This is a genomic window from Streptomyces spinosisporus (genome assembly GCF_022698145.1).
In the GTDB taxonomy this organism is placed as follows: Bacteria; Actinomycetota; Actinomycetes; order Streptomycetales; family Streptomycetaceae; genus Streptomyces; species Streptomyces spinosisporus.
Genome location: NZ_JALDAX010000014.1, coordinates 50,215 through 73,148 on the forward strand (window position 1 = coordinate 50,215; position 22,934 = coordinate 73,148).

Below are 22,934 nucleotides of genomic sequence, written 5' to 3' on the forward strand. Positions count from 1 at the left end.
TGACATGGAACGAACTTTGGCACATGAAGAACAGGGCCTCTATATCTGAGGAGCCCTTCCAACCTTGCTCGCGGAGGTCCCCGTATGTCTCGTCCCACCCCTCCTGTCTCCGAATCCCCCACCGCCGTTCAGGAGGTCGCGGACCTGCTGGCGGACGCTGCCGCGAGCGGGAAGTCGTGTCCCCCGATCAGGAGCCTGGTCTCCGCGGGGGACATCAGCACCGCTTACGCCGTCCAGCGGCTGAACAACGAGCGGCGGATCGCCGAGGGACACCGTCTCGTCGGACGCAAGATCGGTCTCACCTCGGAGGCCGTACAGCGTCAACTCGGCGTCGATCAGCCCGACTTCGGCGCGCTGCTGTCCGACATGGTGCTCCCCCAGGACGGCCGGGTTCCCTTCGGCCGGCTGCTGCAGCCCAAGGTGGAGGCGGAGGTCGCCCTCGTCCTCAACGCCGATCTCCCGGACGCCGACTGCACGGTCGACGACGTGATCGCCGCCACCGAGTACGCGCTGCCCGCCCTGGAGATCGTGGACAGCCGCATCGCCGACTGGGACATCACCTTCGTCGACACGGTCGCGGACAACGCCTCCTCCGGCCTCTACGTACTCGGAGACCAGCGCGTAAGCCTCGACGAGGTGGATCTGGCCGCCGTCTCCATGAGCTTGTCGAAGAACGGCGACGTGGCCTCCGAGGGCACCGGCGCCGCCTGCCTCGGCAGTCCGCTGAACGCAGCGCTCTGGCTGGCGCGCACGCTGGCCGAACTGGGTGATCCGCTGAGGGCCGGGGACGTCGTCCTGACGGGTGCACTCGGGCCCATGGTCGCAGCCGCGCCGGGTGATGTGTTCGCCGCCTCGATCTCTCGACTGGGAGATGTGTCCGTCCGGTTCGCCCCCGAACCCGCCGGCGAAGGTGGAAGCAATGAGTGACCGCGCCAAGGTAGCCGTCATCGGGTCGGGCAACATCGGCACCGACCTCATGATCAAGATCCTGCGGCTGTCGGAGCGTCTGGAGATGGCGGCGATGGTCGGCATCGACCCGGACTCGGACGGCCTGGCCCGTGCCGGGCGGCTGAAGGTCGCCACGACGCACGAGGGCATCGACGGACTCGTCAAGATGGACGAGTTCGCCGGCGTGGACTTCGTCTTCGACGCGACGTCCGCCGGAGCCCACCGGCATCACGACGAGGTCCTGCGCGAGCTGGGCCGGACGGTGATCGACCTGACGCCCGCGGCGGTCGGTCCGTACGTGGTGCCGCCGGTGAACCTCGACGAGCACCTCGCAGCACAGAACGTCAACATGGTCACCTGCGGAGGCCAGGCGACCATCCCGGTCGTCGCCGCGGTGGGTGCCGTCACACCCGTGCACTACGGCGAGATCATCGCCTCGATCTCGTCCCGTTCGGCCGGCCCCGGCACCCGGGCCAACATCGACGAGTTCACCGAGACCACGTCCTCCGCCATCGAGAAGGTCGGCGGAGCGGCGCGGGGCAAGGCGATCATCGTCCTGAACCCGGCCGAACCGCCTCTGATCATGCGCGACACCGTGCACTGCCTGGTCTCGGACGCAGACACGGAGGCGATCACCGAGTCGGTGGAGGCCATGGTCGGCCGTGTCCAGGCCTACGTACCCGGCTACCGGCTCAAGCAGAAGGTTCAGTTCGAATCGGTCACCGGCGACGACCCCCTGCGCTCCCTGCTGCCGGCGAACGTGACGGGCGACCCGACCAAGGTGTCCGTGTTCCTGGAGGTGGAGGGAGCGGCGCACTACCTGCCCTCCTACGCCGGAAACCTCGACATCATGACGTCCGCCGCGCTGCGCACAGCCGAACGCATCGCCGAGCACCGCACCGAAGGGCACACCCGATGACCGGTCTGTATGTGCAGGACGTGACCCTGCGGGACGGCATGCACGCCATCCGCCACCGCTACACCGTGACCCAGGCCCGGGCCATCGCCGGCGCCCTGGACGCCGCCGGTGTCGCCGCCATCGAGATCGCCCACGGCGACGGGCTGTCCGGCTCCTCCATCAACTACGGCGTAGGTGCGCACACCGACTGGGAGTGGATAGAGGCGGTCGCCGACGTCACCGAGCGAGCGGTCCCGACGACGCTGCTGCTGCCCGGCATCGGCACGCTGCATGATCTGCGCCAGGCCCATGCCCTGGGCATCCGGTCCGTGCGTGTCGCCACGCACTGCACCGAGGCGGACATCTCCGCCCAGCACATCAGCGCCGCCCGGGAACTGGGCATGGACGTGGCGGGCTTCCTCATGATGTCCCACATGGCCGAGCCCGCCGAACTCGCCCGCCAGGCCAAGCTGATGGAGTCCTACGGCGCCCAGTGCGTCTACGTCACCGACTCCGGCGGACGGCTGACCATGGACGGCGTGCGGGAGCGCTTCGAGGCCTACCGCGACGTCCTCGACCCCTCCACGGAGATGGGCATCCACGCCCACCACAACCTCGCCCTGGGGGTCGCCAACACGGTCGTCGCCGTCGAGAACGGTGTCGTCCGAGTCGACGCCTCCCTCGCGGGTCAGGGCGCGGGGGCGGGCAACTGTCCGCTGGAGGCCTTCATCGCGGTCGCCGACCTCATGGGCTGGGAGCACGGCTGTGACCTCTTCCCGCTGATGGACGCGGCCGATGACCTGGTCAGGCCGTTGCAGGACCGGGAAGTCCGCGTGGATCGCGAGACCCTCAGCCTCGGATACGCCGGCGTGTACTCCAGTTTCCTGCGGCACGCGGAGGCAGCCGCGGCACGCTTCGGCCTCGACACCCGGAGCATCCTCGTGGAGGTCGGGCGGCGTGGCATGGTCGGCGGCCAGGAAGACATGATCACCGACGTCGCCCTGGACCTCGCCGCCGCGGCCCGTGCCTGAACAACCAGGGAGGCCTGCCGCGTAGGAGGCTACGCGGCTCCTCCAAAAGTGCCGCGCACAGTACTCGGGCCCCGATGCTCCCGTGGGGGGAGGCATCCGGGCCCGAACGACTGCGCCCGTCCGCATCGCAGGCTTCGACCCTCGCAACTCCTCAAGGCCCAGCCGGAGGAGTCCGTCCACGCGCGGCGTAGAGGGACGGCACTCGACTGCGAAACCGCATGTCACTTCCTGGCCCCCATGCCCTCGCAGGAGCCGTTGTCGCTCCCAGGAGGAGAAAAGCACCGGTGGTGATGACGGTGCGGTACAAGATGCGGAGTCTCATGACTCGTCGAACGTTCTACGTCTCGCGGATGTGTGGATCCGTGCTTTCCCGCACCACCAGTTCGTACCCCGCAGTGAGCCGCGTGTACGGAGCCTCCGCCTCGTGGGTGATCCTGTCGAGGACGGCGCCGACCGCCAACTCGGCGATCTCCCGTCTGTCCGGCGAGACCGTGGTCAGTGACGGCACGCTGTAACGGCTTTCCTGGATGTCGTCGAATCCGACGATCGCCAGATCGCCTGGCACCCGCAGCCGGTGTTCGTACGCGGCACGCATCGCGCCGGAGGCGAGCAGATCGCTGAAGCAGAAGACCGCGTCGGGCGGTTCCTCCAGTGCCAGAAGTGCCCGCATGGCGGCGGCGCCGTCGGCCCGGGTGAACTTGTGGGTCTCCGGGACGAGTCGGGGGTCGTGCGGCACGCCTGCGGCATGCAGTGCGGTGAGGTAGCCATGCATGCGCTGCACGGTGGTCGCGTGGGCCCGGTCCGGCGGCTGGCCGATGACACCGATGCGCCGCCGCCCGATCCGCAGCAGATGCTCAGTCGCCTCCCGCGCGGCAGCGGAGTTGTCGATCAGTACGTGGTCCGCGGGAATCTTGTAGGACTGCTCGCCCAGGAGTACGAGGGGAACTCGGCGCCCGCGGTTGGCGAGCACCGTCTCGTCGAGGCGCAGCGGGCTGAGGAGCACGCCGTCGATGAGGGGGTCGCTGAGCCCGCAGGCGATGCGCAGTTCCTCCTCCGGGTCGCCGCCGGTGTCCTCGATGAGTACGGTGCAACCGCGTTTCTTGGCCGCCGCGATGACTTCCGCGGCGAGCTCCGCGAAGTACGGCGCGACCAGTTCGGGAACCGCCAGCGCGATAATGCCGCTGCGACCGGTGCGCAGATGACGCGCCGAGGCGTTGGGCTGATAGCCGAGTTCAGCTACGGCGCGCAGGACCCGCTGCCGGGTCTGCTCCGCGACACGGGCCTCGCCCCGGACGACGTTCGAGACGGTCTTGATCGACACGCCGGCGCGCTCGGCCACGTCTTTGAGACGAGCGCCTGCCATGGCCTCCGCCCCTCCCCCAGGTCGTGCGTCCACTTCCGCGTAGGCCGTCTCCGCACGGTGGTTCGGCCTGGTAGCCAGGGTAGGGCACATTCCAACGTTGCAACACTGCCCGTCCCGCACAGGCGACATGACCTGAACGTGGCCGCACAGGGTTCAACAGGCAGTTGGTTCTCAGGTGTTGACGCCACATTTTCGCGGCGATACAACGTTGTAACCGCCTCCGCACGGCACCATCGGCGCCCGACCCGGCCACGTATTACAACGTCGTACCCCCCACTTCCTGACACGGAGGGCGTCGCGTCCCCGCGAGGCCGCACGGGCGCAACGTCCCCTCCCCGCCGCCTCATGGGACGGCCCGCTCCGAGCGAACAGATCGAACCCTGCACCCGACGGGAGTTTCCGATGCCGGCAAGACCCCCCACATTCCTACGCCCGCTGCGTCTGGCGGGACTCTTCTCCGCTGTGGTCGCGCTGCTGGCGGCCTTCATCACCGTGCAGACCGGGTCGGCCGGCGCCGCCACCGGCAACGTGCTGCGCGACGACACCGGCCTCTATCCGCGGGCCATCCGGCTCGCCCACAACGGCAGCGCCAACGGCCGCATCCTGTCCTCCGTCGTCACCTTCTCCGGGAACAACGGACTCGGGGCCATCTACGAGAGCACCGACTCCGGCGCTTCCTTCCATCAGGTCGGCACGGTCGGCGATCCGGAGGCGGCGAACGGACAGGGGCTCTGCTGCTCCACCCTCTTCGAACTTCCCCAGCAGGTCGGCAGCCTTCCCGCGGGCACGCTGCTCTGGGCTGCCTCGGTCGGTCAGGACGAAGCCGACCGGCGCATGGCGCTGCGTGTCTTCAAGAGCAACGACGTGGGGCGTACGTGGAGTTATCTCTCCACCATCGCCACCGCGGGCAGCACCGGCGGACTGTGGGAACCCGAGTTCTCCGTCGACTCCTCCGGTCATCTCGTCGCGCACTACTCGGACGAGACCGACCCCGCCCACAGCCAGAAGCTGATGGCCGCGCGCACCTCGAACGGCCAGACCTGGACCGGACACCACGCCACCGTCATCAGCTCGCTCGCCACCGACCGCCCCGGCATGGCGGTCGTCCGCAAGCTCGGCAACGGCACCTACTTCATGTCGTACGAGATCTGCTCGGCCTCGGGGCAGTACCAGTGTGTCGTGCACTACCGGACCTCGCCCGACGGCTGGGACTGGAGCGGCGGAGCCGCCCTCGGCTACAGGCCGGAGACGTCCGACGGCAAGTACTTCAAGCACGCCCCGACCGTGGCCTGGGCGCCCCAGGCCGGCAATCCGCTCGGCCGGCTCTTCCTGGTCGGACAGGTCCTCTACAACAAGGACGGATCGGTTGCCGCCGGCAGCGGCAGGACCGTATGGGTCAACAGCGCAGGTGGCAGCGGGACTTGGCGCGAGATCGCAGCGCCGGTGACGGTCGAGTCGAAGGTCGTCGACTACTGCCCCAACTACAGCTCGGCTCTGTTGCCCTCGGCCGACGGCAACAGCCTGCTGGAGATCGCCACGGATTGGGCCGGCAGCACCTGCAAGCCCTACTTCGCCACTACGACCGTCCCCGCAACCTGACCTCGCCCAAGCTCCCCCACTCCGGCCTGGTACGACGGGAGCCGTCGTACCAGGCCCTCAACCATGCGGACATCCCTGCCGGGTTGCCGGCCCAGGTCGCCCCGGCAAAGCGGTCGTACGTCTCGCCCCTGATCACTTGCGGGGGCCGCAGGCGAGCTGCGCGAGGACACCGACCAGCCGCTCTCGCAGGGGCTCCGCCGTGGCTGCCAGTTCCAGCATCGGGTGGAACGCGTCTGCCGCGAGACCGACCAGCGCGCTCGCCATCACGGTCACGCGCAGCCAGATCTCCGCGTCGTCCACGGGTGCCAGCGCCCGAGCCGGCCCGCGAACGAGCAGCGTGTCGGCCTCACGCACGAGAGCCCGGGTCGTGTTCCTCGGACCGTAAGAACACCACTCCAACGAGCTGGCCTGGCGCGAATCATGAGTCGGCACCCGGTCGGCGTAACCACAAGGACGCCGTGTTCCTGTCGCCGCACAAGTTCGCTGGCGGCCCTCAGACGCCTGCGGTTCTCGTCGTGCACCGCGACCTTCTCCGCACCACCGTGCCGGTCGTGCCGGGAGGTGGCACCGTCAGTTATGTCGGACCCGACAGCCACCGCTATACGCCTGACGCAGTGGCACGCGAAGAGGGCGGCACACCGGCCATCGTCGAGTCCATACGCGGTATCTGCATCACCATTTCGTGACTGCACTGCTGGACAACCTCTTCGGGGTGCAGGCCCGCGGAGGACTGCTCCTGTGCCGGCCCCTACGGACACCACTTACTCGGCATCGATACCGACCAATCTCACGCACACCGCGACGTGATCACGGAACAGGACATCGAGGCGATGAAGCCGGGATGGACCCGTGTCAGCTTCCCGTACTTCATGTCAGATGCGGCGGCACCTGTCCCCCGCGCCAAGCAGGCAGGGGAAGAGGTGCTGGTAGTCCAACGGGAGCGCGCCCGTGACCTCTTCCTGTCCCGACATGAGGAGCCCCAGAGTCCGGCGCGCCTGCCGTGGGCCGTCGAGGCACTGCGATGCTTTCCGCTGTCGAACCGCCCACACCAAAGCAAGCCTTATGACTTGACCCCACTACCCTTATTTCACTTATGAGAACATGGCCGGAAGGTGAGCAGAATCCGTGCTTCGAGGAGTGGGGCGATGAAGACCATCGGTCTGATCGGTGGAATGAGCTGGGAATCGACGGCTGAGTACTACCGGCTCCTGAACGAGCTCGCACGAGACCGGCTTGGTGGGCTCCACTCAGCTCGATGCGTGCTCCACTCGGTCGACTTCGCCGAGATCGAGCAGTTGCAGGTCCAGGGCCGCTGGGCGGAAGCCGCCGAGATCCTTGCCGGGGCCGCTCGGTCTTTGGAAGCAGCCGGTGCCGACCTGATGCTCATCTGCACCAACACGATGCACAAGGTGGCCGATGCGGTCGAGGCGGCGGTGTCCATCCCCCTGTTGCATCTGGCCGATGCCACGGCTGACGCTGTGCGGGCTTCGGGCCTGAGCCGGGTCGGCCTGTTGGGCACGGCGTTCACCATGGAACAGGACTTCTACCGGGGCCGCCTTGAGGCGGGCGGCCTCCAGGTGTTCATCCCGGATTCTGCGCAACGCGGCCTGGTGCACCAAGTCATCTACGAGGAACTCTGCCTCGGAGTGATCAAGGACGAATCCCGCGCTGCCTACCGAAAGGTCATAGAAGATCTCGTTGCCGCCGGTGCGGAGGGCATCATCCTGGGCTGCACGGAGATCGAGCTGCTCATCGGCCCTGAAGACAGTCCCGTCCCGGTCTTCCCCACCGCACGCCTCCATGCCGAAGCAGCCGTGGACGCAGCGCTGACTCAACACGGCTGAGGAGCCGACGCGTTGGAATCCGAGCCGGCAGATCGCGCGGGAAGAGCCCATGCTCAAGATGTTCCGCGCCTGGACCAGCCTCGCGCCTCACCCTCGTCGATGAGGCGCCGCCCGGCCGCCCATAGCGACGAAGAGGCTTCCCCGATCACGGCCTTCCGGGCCCGGACATCGTCCGCGGTGACGCCTGGAGTCCGCCAAGTGCCGCCGTGTGCCATCCAGTTGAGCAGCAGGGGTTGCAGTCGGTCCATGGCTTTGGCGAACCTGGCCTCGGGAGTGCGGCGCTCCTCGAACTCCTCCCAGAGTGCCTGGAGGCGCTGCGCCTGGTCGACCGGAAGCAGGCCGAAGATGTCTATCGCCGCAGCCACCTCCCGCTCGTGCTGATCGGCGCCTGCCGCACTGTCGTACAACGGCGTGTCGCCTGCGTAGATCTCGACGAGATCGTGCAGGAGGACGAGCTGGATGGTGTGTCCCAGGTCAATGGCTCGTCGGAGTGCTCGGCGAGGATCGCGACCATCATGGCCAGGTGCCATGAGTGCTCGGCGTCGTTCTCGCGGCGGTCGGCCGCAGCAAGAGGTGACTGCCGAAGCACGGTCTTGAGCTGATCCACCTCGATCAGAAAGGTGAGTTGGGCGCTCAGTCTGTCCTCAAGATCAGCGGGAAGAGGCGATTTCTCCACGAGGAGGGCCCGACGCTCATCGTTCATCCGCCCATCGTGTCACGAGCCTGCCGTAGGCCCTGGTATGCAGGGAGATCGCCACCACCAATGTCCGACGGACGGCTCCGTGGAGGATGTCTGCCGACAGCAGTCTGGTGCACATCGACATCGCGATGTTCGTCGTCGGCGCCGGGCTCGGTCCGAACCTGCGGACGATCGTGCCGGCCATGCAGAACGCGGTCTCCTCACGGGACATCGGGGTCGCGACGTCCTCCACCACCTTCTTCCGGCAGATGGGTGGCACCATCGGCGTCGCCGTCTTCCTGTCCGTCACCCACTCGCTGGTGCCCGACAAGATCGCAGGCGCCTTCAAGCCCGTGCAGCACACCGCCGCCTTCGAGAAGGCCGCGGCGGCCCACCCGGACCGGTTGAAGATGCTGAATGGCAGCAACACTGACGCTCTCGACGACACGCCCTTCCTGTCGAAGCTCGACTCGGCCCTTGCCCGTCCCTTCAAGGTCGGCTTCACCGACTCGAGGAGGTGCCGCTGCGCACACACGCGGCGGCGTTCAGGCGGTCAATTGCCGTGCGCCCGGCATTCTGGAAGGCACGCCGCCCTCAGGAGGCGCCCCACCCGCCGTCGAGGGTCAGTTCGGTGCCCGTGATGGATACCGACTGCGGCGAGCACAGGAAGGCCACCGCGCCGGCGACCTCGTCGGGCTCGATCAGGCGCTTGACCGCCGAGCGCGTCAGCAGCACGTCCGAGAGGACCTGATCCGTCTTCATGTCGTGGAGGACCGCCTGGTCCGCCAACTGCTTCTCGACCAGAGGGGTTCGCACATATCCGGGGCACACGCAGTTGCTGGTGACGCCCTTGGCGGCCCCCTCCAGCGCGATGACCTTGGAGAGCCCGAGCAGACCGTGCTTGGCGCTGACGTACGCGGACTTGTAGGCACTGGCTCGCAGGCCGTGGACGCTGGAGATGTGGACGATCCGTCCCCAGCCCCGCTCGTACATGCCCGGAAGCACGGCGCGGCTGAGGAGGAACGGCGCCTCCAGCATCAGCCGCAGCATGAAGGCGAACCGCTCGGGCTCGAACTTGTCGACGGGCGCGACGTGTTGAATCCCCGCGTTGTTCACGAGGATGTCCGCGTCCAGCGTCCGCTCGGCCAGCTCGGCGGTCCGGCTGAGGTCGATCACCAGTGCCTCGCCGCCGATCTGATCGGCCGTGCGCCTCGCACCTTCGGCATCGACGTCACACACGACGACGTGGGCGCCGAGCGTGGCGAGCCGGGCCGCCACCGCCTGGCCGATGCCGCTTGCCGCACCGGTGACGATCGCGCGGCGACCGGAGAGGTCAGGACCTTCGACGGGGCCCGTCATGACGCCGGTGAAGCGAAGGGGTTGGTGTTGGTGTGGTGGTGCCCCCAGACGTCCGAGACCCCGAAGTCGTGCGGCACCCAGTCGTCGCCCACTTCGATCCCACCACAGCCGATCTCGAGGTGGAAACCGCTGGGGTTCTGCACATAGAACGAGATCGCCTTGTCGTTCATGTGCCGGCCCAGGCTGATCGAGATGGGCGCGCCATTGGCCTTGGCCCGGTCGTACGACCGCCCGACGTCGTCGATCGAGCCGTGCTCGAACTCCAGGTGATGGATCGACGGCGCGTCCGCGCCCGCGAGGGCGATGGCGTGGTGGGCCGAGTTGCACCGGAAGAAGTACAGGCCGGGGGCGCGGTAGTCGGTCAGCTTGAACTCCAGCACGGATTCGTAGAGTTCACGCAGTTCGGCGAGCTTGGGGCTGGCCAGCACGAAGTGGCCGAGGCCGGTGGTGCCGGGATGGGTGCCGTCGGGCCTGGCGACACTGGTGCGCGCCTTGGCCTCGCCGATCGCCAGCTCCACCCGGTAGCCGACGGGGTCGGTGAACCAGCGAAGACGCGTGGCGCCACGGAGTTGTGTCTCTTCCGGCGAGCCGTCCTCGACGGTGTAACCCGCGTCGGTGAGCCTCTGGGTGAGCCTGTCCAGGTCGGGCGGGGTGTCGACGATCCAGCCGAGGTGCCGTGGGGTGTCCTCAGCGGACGGGTACAGCGCCACTCGGTACTTGAACTCGTCCAGTTCGGCGAGCCCGATCTCCTCCGTGCCGAACTTGGCTGTGGTGACGCCGATACCCAGTGTGCGTTTGAGGAGATCGGTCCAAGCCTCCACGTCGGTGACGTTCAGACCGACATAGCCCAGCTTGCGGATTCCCACGTTTTCATCCCTCCGCTGCGGCGGCCGCGCCGCCCTGCAGAAACTCGCGAACGATGTGGTTGAACTCGGGCGCACGCTCGTACTGCACCCAGTGCCGGCAGTTCGGCAGAACACGCAGCTCCGCGTTGGGAATGCCCTCGAGGATCTTGGGCGCCCAGGTCAGCGGGACGGTCTGGTCCTCTCGCCCCCACACGAGCAGCGTCGGGGCGGAGATGAGCGCCAGATCGGGGGTCAGGTCGCCGAAGTTCGGCGGGATCGGCAGTTCAGGGTGGGCGCGCAGGCTCGACTCGTACCGCTCGTCGATGAGGGACTCCGTCGCCAGCGTCTCGTCGAACACCATCAGCCGTACGAACTCGGCCATCGCCTCGCGCGACGGCTTCTGGGCCGCCATGTAGCCGAAGAGCCGTTCCAGCCCGACGGGCCACGGTGGCGCGTCGGCCGGCAGGACTCCGCCCGGTGCCATGAGGACCACCCGGTCCACTCGCTCAGGGTGGCGCATCGCAATGCGCATCGCCACGGCGCCACCGTAGGAGTTGCCCACCAGGTGGGCGCGCTCGATCCCGAGCGCCGTCATCGCACGGCACACACGCTCCGCCGCGTCGAAGATCAGTGGTTCGCCCGTGTCAGGTCGCGGAGAGCTTCCCCAGCCGGGAAGGTCCACCACGATGTTGCGGTAGTCCTGGAACGCCGCGAGGTTGCCGCCGAAATTGCTCATGCCGGTCGCACCCGGCCCCGAGCCGTGCAGCCACACGACCGGGCTGCCCGAACCGACGTCGGTGCAGGCCAGTTGCGCGTCTCCGACGTCCACCATGGTCGTCACGTTCGCCACGTTCGCCATTTCGACCCCCTTCCTGTATGTAACGCTCACTATACAAGAATACGTGGCGCCAACAAGGGTTTTTGCCCTACGCAAAACCCCCTGCTGGGAGGCAGGGGGCGCGCCGTGTCTCGTCCCGTCGCCACTGAACGGGCAGGACACCAGTCGTGTGCGTCAACGGCCGTAGGCTTCCAGCAGCCGCAGCCACACCTCGCTGACCGTGGGGAACGCCGGGACCGCGTGCCACAGTCGGTCGATCGGCACCTCGCCGACCACCGCGATCGTCGCCGCATGCAGCAGTTCCGCGACACCCGGGCCGACCAGCGTGAATCCGACGATCACCTTGCGGTCCTCGTCGACGACCATCCTGGCCCGACCGCGATATCCCTCGGCCTGCAGGGAGGATCCGGCGGTCGCGGCCAGGTCGTAGTCGACGACCCGGATGCGCAGCCCGGCGGCCTCGGCAGCGGCCGCGGTCAGCCCGACCGACGCGAGCTCCGGCTCGGTGAACACCACCTGCGGTACCGCGCGCTCGTCGGATGTGGCCACGTGGCGGCCCCACCGACCCTGCTCGACCGTTTCGTTCTTCGCGCGGGCCACGATGACGTCGCCCACGGCGCGGGCCTGGTACTTGCCCTGGTGGGTCAGCAGCACGCGCCGGTTGACGTCACCGGCGGCATACAGCCATCCGTCGTCGAACAGTGCGCCGTCCTCACCGACGACACGCATGGTGTCGTCGACGGTGAGCCAGGCACCGGGCGTCAGACCGACGGCGTCGAGGCCGATGTCCTGCGTGTTGGGCGTACGACCGATCGCGACGAGCAGTTCATCGGCTTCGACCTGCTCACCGTTGGTGAGGGTGATGCACACCGCTCCGTCGTCGGTCCGCTTCACGGACGCCGCTTCGGCTCCGAGGTGGACCGAGACGCCGCTCTCGCGCAGCGACTCGACGACGTACTCGCCGGCGAACGGTTCCGCCATGGGCAGCACTCCGTCCCGCGCCAGCATCGTCACCGAGGCGCCCAGGCCGGCGAACGCTGTCGCCATCTCCGACGCGACCACGCCACCGCCGATGATGGCGAGGTGGCCCGGGACTTCGCCCGTTGCGACAGCCTCCCGGCTCGTCCAGGGCTTTGCCTGACGCAGTCCCTCCACATCCGGGACCAGCGCGCCGCTTCCGGTCGAGACGACGACCGCGTGCCGTGCGGTCAGCGTCGTGACGGAGCCGTCCTTGCCGGACACCTCGACGACCCGGGCGGAGCTGATGCGGCCGTGTCCGCGGTACAGCGGCACACCCACCTGCTCGAGCCAGGAGGCCTGTCCGTCGTCCTTCCAGTTCGACGCGAAGGAGTCGCGGCGCTCGAGCACGGCGGCGACATCCAGGTCACCCTTGACCGCTTCACGTGCGCCGGGCACCTGTCGCGCCGCGCGGAGGGCAGCCCCGCTGCGCAGCAGCGCCTTCGTCGGCATGCAGGCCCAGTACGAGCACTCCCCTCCGACCAGTTCCCGCTCGACGATGGCCACGCTCAGGCCGCCCTGCACCACGCGGTCGGCGACGTTCTCCCCGACCGGGCCCGCGCCGATGACGACGACGTCGTAGGTGTTGGTACCCATGTCAGCTCTCCCTGGCGGCGCGGCCGAGGCGCAGGGCCGAGACGAGGAAGAAGATGCCGCCGAGAACGGCATAGCCGGCCACGCCGCTGAGCTTCGGGTCCGTCCCCGAGGCGCTCGCGACGAAGTTGGCACCGGCCAGTACGGAGATGCTGCCGCTGAGGATCATCGGCCACTGGCCGCCCATCGCGCGGCGCTTGACGGCCACGATCAGCTGGACGATTCCGGAGATGATCGCCCAGGCACCCCACACCCGCAGGATGGCCGGCACTCCGGAGGCGCCGGCGATGGCCAGGCCCACGGCGGCGATGAGGCTGATGGCGATGTTGAACTGCAGGCTGCGTACCTGTTCGTTGTCGCTGGAGGAGCGGGAGTCCCAGACCGCCGCGGCGACGTCGAAGAGCGGGTAGATGACGACCAGGGCGATGCCCGGCGCGCCGAGCTCGGACTTGGTGGCGAACACCAGGCCCGCCCAGACGATGGCGAATGCGAACCGCACCAGGTACAGCTGGCGCAGGGCCGGCGCGATGCCCCCGGCAGCGGGAGTGTCAACGGTGGTCACGATGATCCTTTCGTAGTTGCGGCGAAGTCGACGGTGCGATTCAGCAGTTGGCACGTACGGCTTGCTCCCGACGACAGGCCTGTGACGGGCCGCTGGAACCTCCGGAAGCGAGACCGAACGTTCTATCTGAGCTCAGCATGTCGACTCCGCCACGATCTGTCAAGACCGAACGTTCTACCTATGCTCTTGTCCGTGCCGGGATCACCGGTAAATCGACTTCACCTGCTGGTAGTTGAGCAGCGCCTCCGGACCGAACTCGCGGCCCAGCCCACTCGCCTTGACTCCGCCGAACGGTGCCGCCGGGTCGACCGTGTAGTGGTTCAGCCCGACCGTCCCGGTGTGCATGCGACGTGCCACACTCAGGGCGCGCTCGTCGTCGTTCGTCCACACGGTGCCGCCGAGGCCGTACTCCGAGTCGTTCGCGATGCGTACGGCGTCGTCCTCGTCGGTGTAGGGGATCACGGCGAGCACCGGGCCGAAGATCTCCTCGCGGGCGATGACCTGGGCGTTGTCGACGTCGGCGAACACCGTCGGCGTGACGTAGTAGCCCCTTTCGAGCGTCGGACGGGAGCCGCCCACGACCAGCCGGGCGCCCTCCGTCCTGCCCTTCTCGATGTAGCCCTCCACCCGGTCCCGCTGGCGCGCGCTCGCCATCGGACCGACCTGCGTCGCGGGGTCCAGGGGATCGCCGACGGTCAGACCGCCGACCAGGGAGGCCACCGCGTCGACGACCTCGTCGTACCGGCTTCGCGGCGCCAGGATGCGGGTGCTGGCGAAGCAGGCCTGACCGTTCGCCAGCAGCGTCGCCTGAACGAACGGTTCGGACATCATGGTGCCGAGGTCCACGTCGTCCAGGATGACGGCGGCCGACTTGCCACCCAACTCCAGTGTGACCGGGCGCAGAAGGGTGCCGCAGGTCGCGGCGATCTGCCGCCCCGCCGCGGTGGAGCCGGTGAAGGCCACCTTGTCGACGCCGGGATGGGACACGATATACGCGCCTGCCTCACGCCCGGCCGGAACAACGTTGACCACGCCCGGCGGCAGCCCCGCCTCTTCGACCGCCTCCGCGAAGAGCACCGAGTCGAGCACGGTCTCCGGGGACGGCTTGAGCACGAACGTGCACCCTGCGGCCAGGCCGGGCGCGTACTTCGTCGCCGACAACAGCTGGGGAGCATTCCAGGGCACGATCCCCGCCACCACGCCGAGGGGCTTCCCCGCGGACGTGTACGGGCGCACCGAGCATGCCGTCGCGCACCGTCTCGCCCGTGTCGTCGCGGATCCGGTCGGCGTAGTAGCGCAGCAGGATGCCCGGAAGGGCACCCTCGACCTGCTCGGAGAGCCCGATCGTCATGCCGTTCTGCGCGCTGACGATGCGTGTGATGTCCTTGCTCCGCCGCTCGAGCGCATCGGCGAGGCGGTGGAGGGCGTCGGCTCGCCGCGTCGGCTCCCAGCGGGACCATCCGTCCGGATCGTCGAAGGCGGCCCGGGCCGCGGCCACAGCCGCGTCCATGTCCTTCTCCGTCCCCTCCGGGACGCTGCCGAGTACGTCCTCGGTGCTCGCCCCGAGGACCGTGATCCGTCCGTCGGACGCGGGCTTCACCCACCGGCCCCCGATGAAGAGCTCATCGTGGTGCGGATTCATGGTGTCTCCTTCAACGGGTCGGCTCCGCCCAGCTCTTGTAGTGGTCGGCCGGAAGCGGGTGGTCGACGGGCACCACACGGGAGTTGACCGCGGTCAGGCAGCCGGGACAGAACAGCTGCCGGAAGACGACCTCCGCGTCGACGTACTGCGACGGGTCGTGCCAGATGTGCGGGCCGGCTTCCGTCGGTGCCGAGTCGAGGCGGGGCAGTGACTCGACGTACGCACCCTCGGCCAGCGGGCCGATCTCGGTGGTGCAGTGGACGCACACCACCGTTTCGCCGTCGGGCGATTCCACGACCGCGAGGTTGTCGTCGAGCCGGCGTGCCTCGCTCAGGTCATGGGTGCCGATCGGCGCGAGCCGGGCGTCGGACAGTCCGACAGCGGCGGCGCGGCGGTGTCGCAGCTTCCGGCGGGTCTCCTCGGTCGCCGCGGTGTCCGCTTCGCCGTCCTCGCGCAGCACGACCCCGTAGACGTCGCGCGCGGCGTCCGCCGACACGCGCACCTGCTGTACGTCCTCGCGGACGCTGTCGACCGGACGCAGCAGCGGGTCGCCGTAGCCGCCGCCGGCCTGCCAGTGCAGGTAGAGCGCGTCGCCCGCACCGAGGGTGGACTCCCCTTCGCAGGGCAGCACTTCGATCTCTCCGCCGAGTCTGTCCAGATCGGCGGGGATGGCCGTCGCCCCGGCGAGTTGGGGTACGTCGATGCCGCGCACCACGAGGTCGAGCTGTGAGTTGCCGGGATATCCGCCCGCCAGTCCGACGTTCTGGTTCGCGACCTTGCCGGTTCCCGAGACGACAAGCGACATCGATCCCGACTGGTCCGGGTGCTGCACATAGCAGACCGAGCCGCTCATCCCGCCGCGCTGCCGGCCCGGGCCGCCGGAGTCGGTCTGCTCGCGCCGCCACAGGGCGACGAGGGGGTAGAGGTATTCGGTCATCTCCACGTCAGGTGCCCTGGCGGAGGGAATGATGAGGCGGCCGCCGGTGTCGACGCCGTCGTGGTGCACCTGGGCCCCGTAGCCGCCGGCCATGACGTCGAAGACGGGAGACACGAAGCCCTTGGCGCCGCCGCCGCGGACGTCGACGCCGGAGACCACACAGAGGTCGGTGGTGCCGTTGCAGATCGACTGCACGTCGCTGCGGTGGTCGGGTTCGGCGTCCAGCATCTTGGCCAGCACCTCGGCGACGAGGTTGCCCGATCCCCAGGCCGGTCCGAAGGGCCCCTTGCCCACGGCCGCCGGGAACGACGCGTTGGTGATGGTGTTCTCTTCGGTGATGATCTCGAAGCAGCGCATCAACCCGCCCGCTGCCCAGGGGATGTCACCGGCCAGCAGGGGCAGCATCGTGAAGACGATGCCGGCCCGCAGGCCCGGGTAGGGGCAGTTGATGATGCCGGTCTGTTCGGCTGTGCCGCGGAAGTCGAAGACGAGCCGGTCGGCTTCCTTGGTCATCGTGACCTTGATGGCGTGCAGGCCACGGTCACCGGTCTGCGACTGTTCCTGGTAACCGACGGCGCTCCATGTGCCGTCGGGCAGGGTTTCCAGCTTGGCTCGCAGCCGGCGCTCGGCGTCGTCCATCATCCTGCGCATCACGGCCTTGACCGTGTCGGCGCCGTACTTGGTGATGAGCCGCAGGATCTGCTCGGCGGCGTTCTTGTTCGCGGCGATCTTGGCGCGCAGATCGAGGCCCACCAGGTGGGGAAGGCGTGACCTGCGGACCCATGCGTCGGCGACGTCGCGCTGCAGCACCCCGCCGCGGACGACCTTGATCGGCGGCGTGGGGACGGCCTCGCCGAACACGTCCTGGGCGGAGGGGCTGAAGGAGCCGGGCCGCGGCCCGCCGAGGTCGACCTGGTGGGCGATGGCCGTCGTCCAGCCGAACAGCTTGCCGTCGTGGAAGATCGGGGCGAGGATCGCGGCGTCGTTCTGGTGCAGTCCGCCGCCGATCCACGGGTCGTTGCAGAGGAACATGTCGCCCTCTTCGATCCCCGGGTTGTCGCTGCGGTTGCGCAGTGTCCAGACGATGGCCAGGTCCATCGAGCCGATGAGGCCGACGTTGTAGGCCCCGACCTGGACCTGCTCGCCGAGTTCGTCGCAGATGGAGAAGTTGAAGTCGTTCGACTCGGTGACGACGTGCGAACCGGACATCCGGCGCAGCGTCTCACCCATCTCCTGGGTGATGGCCCACAGCCGGTGTCTCACCACCTCGTACGTCAATGCGTCGACCTGATCGGCCGTTTCCGCGTCGACCTGGTGCAGTGGCAGGGCGGGCGAGATCTGCCGCAGCAGTTCCTCGCGTGGCATGGGGCGGCTGGTGTACTCGTCCGCCCCGGGGATCCTGGATGTCATGGAAGCTGTCCTCACTGGTAACGCAGCACGAGGTTGCCGAGGTGGTCGACGCGGCCGGTGACCCCGGCGGGGACGACGACCACGGTGGTCGGTACGTCGACGATCGCCGGCCCGACGAGCTCGTGGCCTGCCCGCAGCCGGGCATAGTCGTAGACGGGGGTGGGCACATAGCCGATCTGTGAGTCGAGGCAGACGTGGCGTTCCCCGATGAGGGCCCCGGCCGGGTCGGGGCCGTCGGCCTCGGCCGCGACCGGCAGCCTGACGGGAAAGCCGAGGCCGGCCTTGGCCCGTACGCGATAGGTGATCGCCTGCACGCCCGCCTCGCGGTAGCCGGCGCCGCTGCCGTTGATGCGCTCGTACTGCTCCTCGAAGCGCTCGAGGATCTCGGCACCGGTGTGCTCGGTGAACTCGGTGTCCGGTACGGCCGTCGAGAGCTCGGTGACCTGCATCGAGTACCGCAGGTCGATCTCACGCTGCAGCGTGACGTCCTGGAACTTCACCTTCTGCCGGTCGAGCGCACGCTGCAGATCGGCTTCCAGGCGGGCGTAGTGCGATTCGAGCACGGTGTGGTCGACCGGGAAGGCGGACGGGTCGGAGAGTTCGGCGCTCATGATGATGTCCGAGGCCGCGAGTCCGTAGGCCGAGAAGGCGGAGGCGACGGGGCCGAGGGGTACGACGACCTCGCCGACGCCCAGGTCCTGGCAGTATCCGGCGCAGTGGGCGGGACCGGCACCGCCGAAGGCGTAGGCGACAAAGTCGCGGGGGTCGTAGCCGGCCTGCACGACGGCCCTGCGCAGGAGGTCGCCCGCCTGGGCGTTCTGCACCTCGTGGATGGCGATTGCGGCTTCTTCGACAGTGAGGCCGAGCGGCTCGGCGACATGCTCACGGATCGCTTCGCGCGCCAGGTCCATCCGCAGCGGCTTACGGCCACCGAGCAGGCCGTGCGGGCTGAGGATGCCGAGGACCAGGTTCGCGTCGGTGTTCGTCGGGCGGGTGCCGCCGTTGCCGTAGCACGCGGGACCCGGGACGGCCTCGGCACTCTGCGGACCCAGGCGCAGATTTCCGCCGGCGTCCACCGAGGCGAGTGCCCCGCCACCCGAGCCGATGGTGTGCACGCGGATGGTCGCCGCGTTGATCGGGAACTGGTTGACGATGGAGCCCGGTGCCATGACCGGCTCCCCGTCGACGATGAGCCCGGCGAGGAAGGTCGTACCGCCGACGTCGGTGGTGATGACGTTGCGGTGCCCCAGTTGCTCGGCCAGGCGCATGCCGCCGATGACGCCGCCGGACAGGACGGAACCGACCGTGGTGATGGCGTGTTCCGGCGCGCGGTCGGCAGTGATGGTGCCGCCCTCGCTCTGCATGACCAGCAGGGGGCCCTTGAGACCGCCTTCCTCCAACTGCTTTTGCAGAGGCAGGAGATATGTGCGCAGACGCGGGCCCACCTGGGCGTTCATGATCGTGGTGGAGGTTCTCGCGAACTCACGGATGCGCGGGCTGACTTCGGAGGACAGCGTGACATACATGTCGGGAGCGATCTCGTGGATCAGCTCGCGGACGCGCTGTTCGTGAGCGTCGTTCTTGAACGACCACAGCAGGCAGACCGCGATCGCCTCGACGCCCTGGTCCACGAGGGACTGCGCGACGCCGCGCACCTCGTCCTCGTCGAGAGGGACCAGGACCTTGCCGGCATGGTCGATGCGCTCGGTGACTTCGAGCGCCCGGTACTTCGGGATGAGCGGCGCGGGCTTTCGCTGGCGCAGCGTGTCCTGGATCTCGTGGGCCGACCGGCCGAGGGTGCGGCCCTCGGCGTTCATGATGTAGATCGCGTCGCGGTGGCCCTTCGTGGCGATGAGGCCTACGTCGGCCACCTGGCCCTGGACCAGCGCGTTGATCGAAGCGGTCGTGCCGTGGGCGATGTAGTCGGTCTGCGAGAGCAGTTCACCGACACCGATGCCCAACTCGCCTGCGATGTCCTCGATCGCACGCATGACACCGACCTCGCGGTGCGGCGGTGTCGTCGGCGTCTTGGCGGACACGATCCGGCCGGCGCCGTCGGAGGCGACCGCGTCGGTGAATGTTCCGCCCACGTCGATGCCCAGAGCGTATGACATGTACTTTCTCCTGTTGATCTCTACCGCTGATGGGCGGCGACTCGCCCGGTGACTGTCTGCAGGAGCTCGTCGGGACGAGCATCCAATCCGCCCATCCAGGCGACGTGTTGGTCCGGTCGCACGAGCAACAGCTCGGTGGGATAGCGGTCCGGCCACCGTCCAGGCAGGTCTACGACGGCCAACGGGATCCCGAGGTCCTCGGCCGCCGAGTTCCAGGACGTCACACTGACGCTCGGGTTCGTCCGCAGGAGGGTGAAGCCCGGGCCGAGCACGTCGAGCACGGACTGGTCGTCGTCGAGCCAGACATGGGGCAGGCGGAAACCGGGCTGTGCCCGTTCCATGAACTCACCCATGGTGATCGCCGCCTGGTCCTCGCCGCCGACCACCAGGGGGGAGCCCGCGTAGTGGTAACCGAAGCTGAAGCCGTCGGGTGAGTACCGATGCGGCTCGGAGACGGCGAGTCGGTCCGCGAATTCGGCGCGAGCCTGCTCGCCCTTCGGACCGGGCGCGTGGATGTCCGGCGAGAACTGCGCGAACGCCCGGTTCGCCGCCGACCCGACCGCGCCGGCGAACTGCTCCCCCACCGGCTTGCGCTCCAGCTCGTACGTGTCGAGCACATCCGGTGAGGCCCACCCGTGATGGACCGCCGCCAGCATCCAGCCCAGCGTCGCCGCGTCCTGGATCCCCGCGTTCATGCCGAATCCGCCGACGGGGATCCAGATGTGGGCGGCGTCCCCGGCCAGGAACACCCGGCCCGCGCGGTACCGCTGGGCAACGAGTCGGCGCCCGGTCCAGCGCACCACGCCCAGCACTTCATGCTCGACGGGCTTCCCCACGGCATCCCGCAGAAGCTCCTCGGGATCCTCGCTCTCGGTGTCGTGGTCGGGCGCGAAGGCCACGTGGTTGAGCCACAGCGAGTCACCGTCGATGGCGATCAGCGAGGCGATCTGGCGCCCGTAGGTCCAGTACGTCCAAGCGCGGTCCTGTGCGGCCAGCCGCCCGAACTCGGGTGACCGGAAGAACGTCGACACGAAGTTCTGGATCGCGTCGACACCCTCGTAGCGGATACCCAGCCCGCGCCGCACGGTGCTGTGGGCGCCGTCGCACCCGACCACATACGCGCAGCGCAGGGTGCGGCGCTCCCCGGCGGACTCCACGACCGCCTCGACGTGGTCGTCGTACTGCTCGAACTCCACCAGACGCGTGCCGCGCTCGAGGGTGACCTCGGGAAGCCTGCGCGCGTGCTCTTCCAGGATGGGCTCGAGGTAGAGCTGCGAGATCCGGTGCTGTGGCTCCGGGGTCGGCCAGGTCTCCTTGCCGACGCCCTGCAGTACGTCGCGGGAGGAGGGCAGATCGATGCGGTAGATCTCCTCACCGCTCAGGGTCGTGCGGTACTGGATCGAGGTGGGGTGGTCCTCGGGCAGCCCGGCCCGCCGGATGTCGTCGGCGAGTCCGAGTCGCCGGAAGATCTCCATCGACCGCGCGGATGTGGTGTTGCACCGCGGGTTGACGCCTCGCTCCTCGGTCTCCTCCACGACATGACACCGCACACCGCGACGGGCCAGGTCGATGGCGAGGGTCAGTCCCGCGGGGCCGGCGCCGACGACCAGGACCTCAACTCGGTCCTCACTGTTGCTCGTTGACTTCGTCATGCGTTCAGGAACTCCCCTACCAGGCGGCAGAACTCATCCGGCCGGTCCACGTGGATCCAGTGACCTGCCCCCGCCACCACCTGGAGGTGGGCGTTGGGCAGGGCGTCCACGAGACGCTCGGAGACCTCTACCGGTGAGACCCGGTCGCGGGCTCCGTGCAGAGCGAGGACCGGGTTGACCATCTTCGTGAGGTCGACGGGAGGGGGGCCGTCCGCGACATCGGCAAACATCGACCGGAACGCCGACTCCGCTCCGGGACGCAGAGCCTGCTGCAGCCGGATCTCAGCGAGCTCGTCCAGCAGTTCGCCGTGCGTGCTCTCATCAGCGACGAGCCGGGCGAGGGTGGCCCGCATGGATTCTTTCGTCGGGTCGCCGTAGAAGGGAACGACCGGGGGCAGCGGTCCGGTTCCCGCGCCTCCCATGACGACCGCGCGACCGATGCGGTCGGGCGCCAGGGACAGGAGCGCCAGGGCCGCGGCTCCGCCTGCGGCCGAGTTGCCGAGGAGGTGTACGCGTTCCAGGCCAAGGCGGTCGAGCATGTCCAGGATCCGTTGCGCCCGGGCCTGCGCCCAGGCGCGCGGTCCCTCGATCCCGGCGGAGCCGTCGATCTGCGTGCCGAATCCCAGCAGGTCCGGGGCCAGGCAGGAGAACTCACCCGAGAGCCGGGAGCGCACACTGGCCCAGTTGCTCTCGGCGTCGACGCCCGGCCCTCCCCCGTGGAGCAGGACAAGAACCGGATGGACGCCGGTGCGGACGGCATCCTCTGATGTGGCCGACACGTGCAGCCTCCTGACTGGATCGTACGTCGGGACTCTTTTCACGGCAGTCGAGCTTCACGGCAGTCGAGCGAGGAACTCGTCCGTGCCGACCAGCTGCGACGAGGTCAGGGACATCACCCGTAGGGCCGCCAAGTGCATCTCCTCGGCGGACATCGGACCCGCTCCGAGGTCCGGGTAGTCGCAGGACGCACAGGCGTCCTTGAGCACCACGGAGCGGAACCCGCGCTCCAGGGCGCCGCGGGCTGTTCCGAGTACGCAGCACTCGGTTGTCATGCCGGTGAGGACCACTGTTTCGATGCCGAGGCCACGCAAAATGATCTCCAGGTCCGTGGCGTAGAACGAGTTGTAACGGTGCTTCTTGATCACGGGCTCGCCCGGCAGCGGCGCGAGGCTGGGGTGAATCTCCACCCCGCGCTCACCGTCGACCAGGGCCTTCCCTGCTGCCACCGGCGGATACAGATCGCGATGGATCCCTATGTCGGCGCCACCGGGCCGGTGCACATGAGCGGCGTAGATGACCGTCATGTCGCGGCTGCGGGCCGCCTCGAGCACCTTCTGGATGGCGGGGATCACGCTCCGCCCCTCCGGGAACTCCAGAGGCGCGCCCTCTTCCACGAAGTCGTTCTGCATGTCGATGACGAGCAAAGCGGTGCGGCCCGCGTCGATGGGCGTATCGCTCACGTGAACCTCCGGGGGCTTGGATGGCTGGGGTTACGCAAAGGCAATCTCGTGCTTCGACCGCCGCACGGGCCGTCGGTCTGCGTTCGCTCGCAGATTCGCTGCCACACGCCCGCACCGGACGAGGGCGTGTATGTAGCGTTCA

Annotated in this window: 19 protein-coding genes and 2 pseudogenes; 7 read left to right on the forward strand and 14 right to left on the reverse strand. The window is 68.6% G+C overall.

Annotated elements, in window-relative coordinates:
* The first annotated feature begins 84 nt into the window (after nt 1–84).
* Genes mhpD through dmpG form a run of 3 tightly spaced genes read left to right on the forward strand, consistent with a single transcriptional unit; the run spans nt 85 to nt 2,877 of the window.
* Nucleotides 85–927 (forward strand): 2-keto-4-pentenoate hydratase, encoded by an 843-nt coding sequence (gene mhpD, locus MQN93_RS30665; protein WP_242712103.1) that lies wholly within the window; start codon nt 85–87, stop codon nt 925–927.
* Nucleotides 920–1,867: an acetaldehyde dehydrogenase (acetylating) gene (locus tag MQN93_RS30670; RefSeq protein ID WP_242712104.1), complete on the forward strand. Its 948-nt coding sequence runs from the start codon at nt 920–922 to the stop codon at nt 1,865–1,867. Before mhpD ends, MQN93_RS30670 begins: the two co-directional genes overlap by 8 nt.
* Entirely contained in the window at nt 1,864–2,877 is a 1,014-nt protein-coding gene (gene dmpG, locus MQN93_RS30675) for a 4-hydroxy-2-oxovalerate aldolase (RefSeq protein WP_242712105.1), read from the forward strand. Before MQN93_RS30670 ends, dmpG begins: the two co-directional genes overlap by 4 nt.
* Nucleotides 2,878–3,214: 337 nt before the next feature.
* Here dmpG and MQN93_RS30680 read toward each other — a convergent pair whose 3' ends face one another.
* Complete coding sequence (locus MQN93_RS30680; RefSeq protein ID WP_242712106.1) at nt 3,215–4,240, reverse strand: LacI family DNA-binding transcriptional regulator; 1,026 nt, start codon at nt 4,238–4,240, stop codon at nt 3,215–3,217.
* Between the two features lie 402 nt (nt 4,241–4,642).
* Here MQN93_RS30680 and MQN93_RS30685 point away from each other — a divergent pair, with 402 nt between their 5' ends.
* Entirely contained in the window at nt 4,643–5,839 is a 1,197-nt protein-coding gene (locus MQN93_RS30685; RefSeq protein WP_242712107.1) for an exo-alpha-sialidase, read from the forward strand.
* Nucleotides 5,840–5,971: 132 nt separating this feature from the next.
* Here the strand turns inward: MQN93_RS30685 and MQN93_RS30690 are convergent, their stop codons facing one another.
* The gene (locus MQN93_RS30690) at nt 5,972–6,193 is read right to left on the reverse strand and encodes a hypothetical protein (protein ID WP_242712108.1); all 222 of its coding nucleotides are present in this window, start codon (nt 6,191–6,193) and stop codon (nt 5,972–5,974) included.
* Nucleotides 6,194–6,297: 104 nt separating this feature from the next.
* Here MQN93_RS30690 and MQN93_RS30695 point away from each other — a divergent pair, with 104 nt between their 5' ends.
* Both MQN93_RS30695 and MQN93_RS30700 read left to right on the forward strand, forming a co-directional pair.
* Nucleotides 6,298–6,525, forward strand: a complete 228-nt coding sequence (locus tag MQN93_RS30695; RefSeq protein WP_242712109.1) for an aminotransferase class V-fold PLP-dependent enzyme — start codon at nt 6,298–6,300, stop codon at nt 6,523–6,525.
* A 459-nt stretch (nt 6,526–6,984) separates the two neighbouring features.
* Nucleotides 6,985–7,683, forward strand: a complete 699-nt coding sequence (locus MQN93_RS30700) for an aspartate/glutamate racemase family protein (protein WP_242712110.1) — start codon at nt 6,985–6,987, stop codon at nt 7,681–7,683.
* Between the two features lie 53 nt (nt 7,684–7,736).
* On the opposite strand, the pseudogene MQN93_RS30705 reads toward MQN93_RS30700, so the two are convergent.
* Nucleotides 7,737–8,386: pseudogene (locus MQN93_RS30705) on the reverse strand (HD domain-containing protein).
* A gap of 86 nt (nt 8,387–8,472) precedes the next feature.
* On the opposite strand from MQN93_RS30705, the gene MQN93_RS30715 reads away from it, so the two are divergent.
* Nucleotides 8,473–9,003, forward strand: coding sequence for a hypothetical protein (locus tag MQN93_RS30715; RefSeq protein ID WP_242712112.1), 531 nt, complete (start codon nt 8,473–8,475; stop codon nt 9,001–9,003).
* On the opposite strand, the gene MQN93_RS30720 is transcribed toward MQN93_RS30715, so the two are convergent.
* From MQN93_RS30720 to MQN93_RS30770, 11 genes and pseudogenes are all read right to left on the reverse strand, one after another.
* Complete coding sequence (locus MQN93_RS30720) at nt 8,957–9,721, reverse strand: 3-hydroxybutyrate dehydrogenase (protein ID WP_242712113.1); 765 nt, start codon at nt 9,719–9,721, stop codon at nt 8,957–8,959. The genes MQN93_RS30715 and MQN93_RS30720 overlap by 47 nt on opposite strands.
* Nucleotides 9,718–10,587, reverse strand: a complete 870-nt coding sequence (locus tag MQN93_RS30725; RefSeq protein WP_242712114.1) for a VOC family protein — start codon at nt 10,585–10,587, stop codon at nt 9,718–9,720. The genes MQN93_RS30720 and MQN93_RS30725 overlap by 4 nt, the downstream gene beginning before the upstream one ends.
* 4 nt (nt 10,588–10,591) lie before the next feature.
* Nucleotides 10,592–11,425, reverse strand: coding sequence for an alpha/beta fold hydrolase (locus MQN93_RS30730; protein WP_242712115.1), 834 nt, complete (start codon nt 11,423–11,425; stop codon nt 10,592–10,594).
* 153 nt (nt 11,426–11,578) lie between these two features.
* Nucleotides 11,579–13,018: a dihydrolipoyl dehydrogenase family protein gene (locus MQN93_RS30735; RefSeq protein WP_242712116.1), complete on the reverse strand. Its 1,440-nt coding sequence runs from the start codon at nt 13,016–13,018 to the stop codon at nt 11,579–11,581.
* Nucleotide 13,019: 1 nt separating this feature from the next.
* Complete coding sequence (locus tag MQN93_RS30740; RefSeq protein WP_242712117.1) at nt 13,020–13,577, reverse strand: DUF308 domain-containing protein; 558 nt, start codon at nt 13,575–13,577, stop codon at nt 13,020–13,022.
* A gap of 201 nt (nt 13,578–13,778) precedes the next feature.
* Nucleotides 13,779–15,219: pseudogene (locus MQN93_RS30745) on the reverse strand (aldehyde dehydrogenase).
* Nucleotides 15,220–15,229: 10 nt separating this feature from the next.
* Nucleotides 15,230–17,566 (reverse strand): hydantoinase B/oxoprolinase family protein, encoded by a 2,337-nt coding sequence (locus MQN93_RS30750; RefSeq protein ID WP_242712118.1) that lies wholly within the window; start codon nt 17,564–17,566, stop codon nt 15,230–15,232.
* A gap of 11 nt (nt 17,567–17,577) precedes the next feature.
* On the reverse strand, nt 17,578–19,680 hold the full coding sequence (locus MQN93_RS30755; RefSeq protein ID WP_242712119.1) for a hydantoinase/oxoprolinase family protein: 2,103 nt from the start codon (nt 19,678–19,680) through the stop codon (nt 17,578–17,580).
* A gap of 20 nt (nt 19,681–19,700) precedes the next feature.
* On the reverse strand, nt 19,701–21,332 hold the full coding sequence (locus MQN93_RS30760; RefSeq protein WP_242712120.1) for an FAD-dependent monooxygenase: 1,632 nt from the start codon (nt 21,330–21,332) through the stop codon (nt 19,701–19,703).
* A complete protein-coding gene (locus tag MQN93_RS30765; protein WP_242712121.1) occupies nt 21,329–22,111 on the reverse strand; it encodes an alpha/beta fold hydrolase in 783 nt (260 codons plus the stop codon). Before MQN93_RS30765 ends, MQN93_RS30760 begins: the two co-directional genes overlap by 4 nt.
* A 54-nt stretch (nt 22,112–22,165) precedes the next feature.
* Complete coding sequence (locus MQN93_RS30770) at nt 22,166–22,792, reverse strand: cysteine hydrolase family protein (RefSeq protein WP_242712122.1); 627 nt, start codon at nt 22,790–22,792, stop codon at nt 22,166–22,168.
* Between the last annotated feature and the right edge of the window lie 142 nt (nt 22,793–22,934).

Coding starts and splice junctions, on each gene's coding strand:
- mhpD (WP_242712103.1), top strand. CDS start 85: ATGTCTCGTCCCACCCCTCCTGTCTCCGAATCCCCCACCGCCGTTCAG.
- MQN93_RS30670 (WP_242712104.1), top strand. CDS start 920: ATGAGTGACCGCGCCAAGGTAGCCGTCATCGGGTCGGGCAACATCGGC.
- dmpG (WP_242712105.1), top strand. CDS start 1,864: ATGACCGGTCTGTATGTGCAGGACGTGACCCTGCGGGACGGCATGCAC.
- MQN93_RS30680 (WP_242712106.1), bottom strand. CDS start 4,240: ATGGCAGGCGCTCGTCTCAAAGACGTGGCCGAGCGCGCCGGCGTGTCG.
- MQN93_RS30685 (WP_242712107.1), top strand. CDS start 4,643: ATGCCGGCAAGACCCCCCACATTCCTACGCCCGCTGCGTCTGGCGGGA.
- MQN93_RS30700 (WP_242712110.1), top strand. CDS start 6,985: ATGAAGACCATCGGTCTGATCGGTGGAATGAGCTGGGAATCGACGGCT.
- MQN93_RS30715 (WP_242712112.1), top strand. CDS start 8,473: ATGTCTGCCGACAGCAGTCTGGTGCACATCGACATCGCGATGTTCGTC.
- MQN93_RS30720 (WP_242712113.1), bottom strand. CDS start 9,721: ATGACGGGCCCCGTCGAAGGTCCTGACCTCTCCGGTCGCCGCGCGATC.
- MQN93_RS30730 (WP_242712115.1), bottom strand. CDS start 11,425: ATGGCGAACGTGGCGAACGTGACGACCATGGTGGACGTCGGAGACGCG.
- MQN93_RS30735 (WP_242712116.1), bottom strand. CDS start 13,018: ATGGGTACCAACACCTACGACGTCGTCGTCATCGGCGCGGGCCCGGTC.
- MQN93_RS30750 (WP_242712118.1), bottom strand. CDS start 17,566: ATGACATCCAGGATCCCCGGGGCGGACGAGTACACCAGCCGCCCCATG.
- MQN93_RS30755 (WP_242712119.1), bottom strand. CDS start 19,680: ATGTCATACGCTCTGGGCATCGACGTGGGCGGAACATTCACCGACGCG.
- MQN93_RS30760 (WP_242712120.1), bottom strand. CDS start 21,332: ATGACGAAGTCAACGAGCAACAGTGAGGACCGAGTTGAGGTCCTGGTC.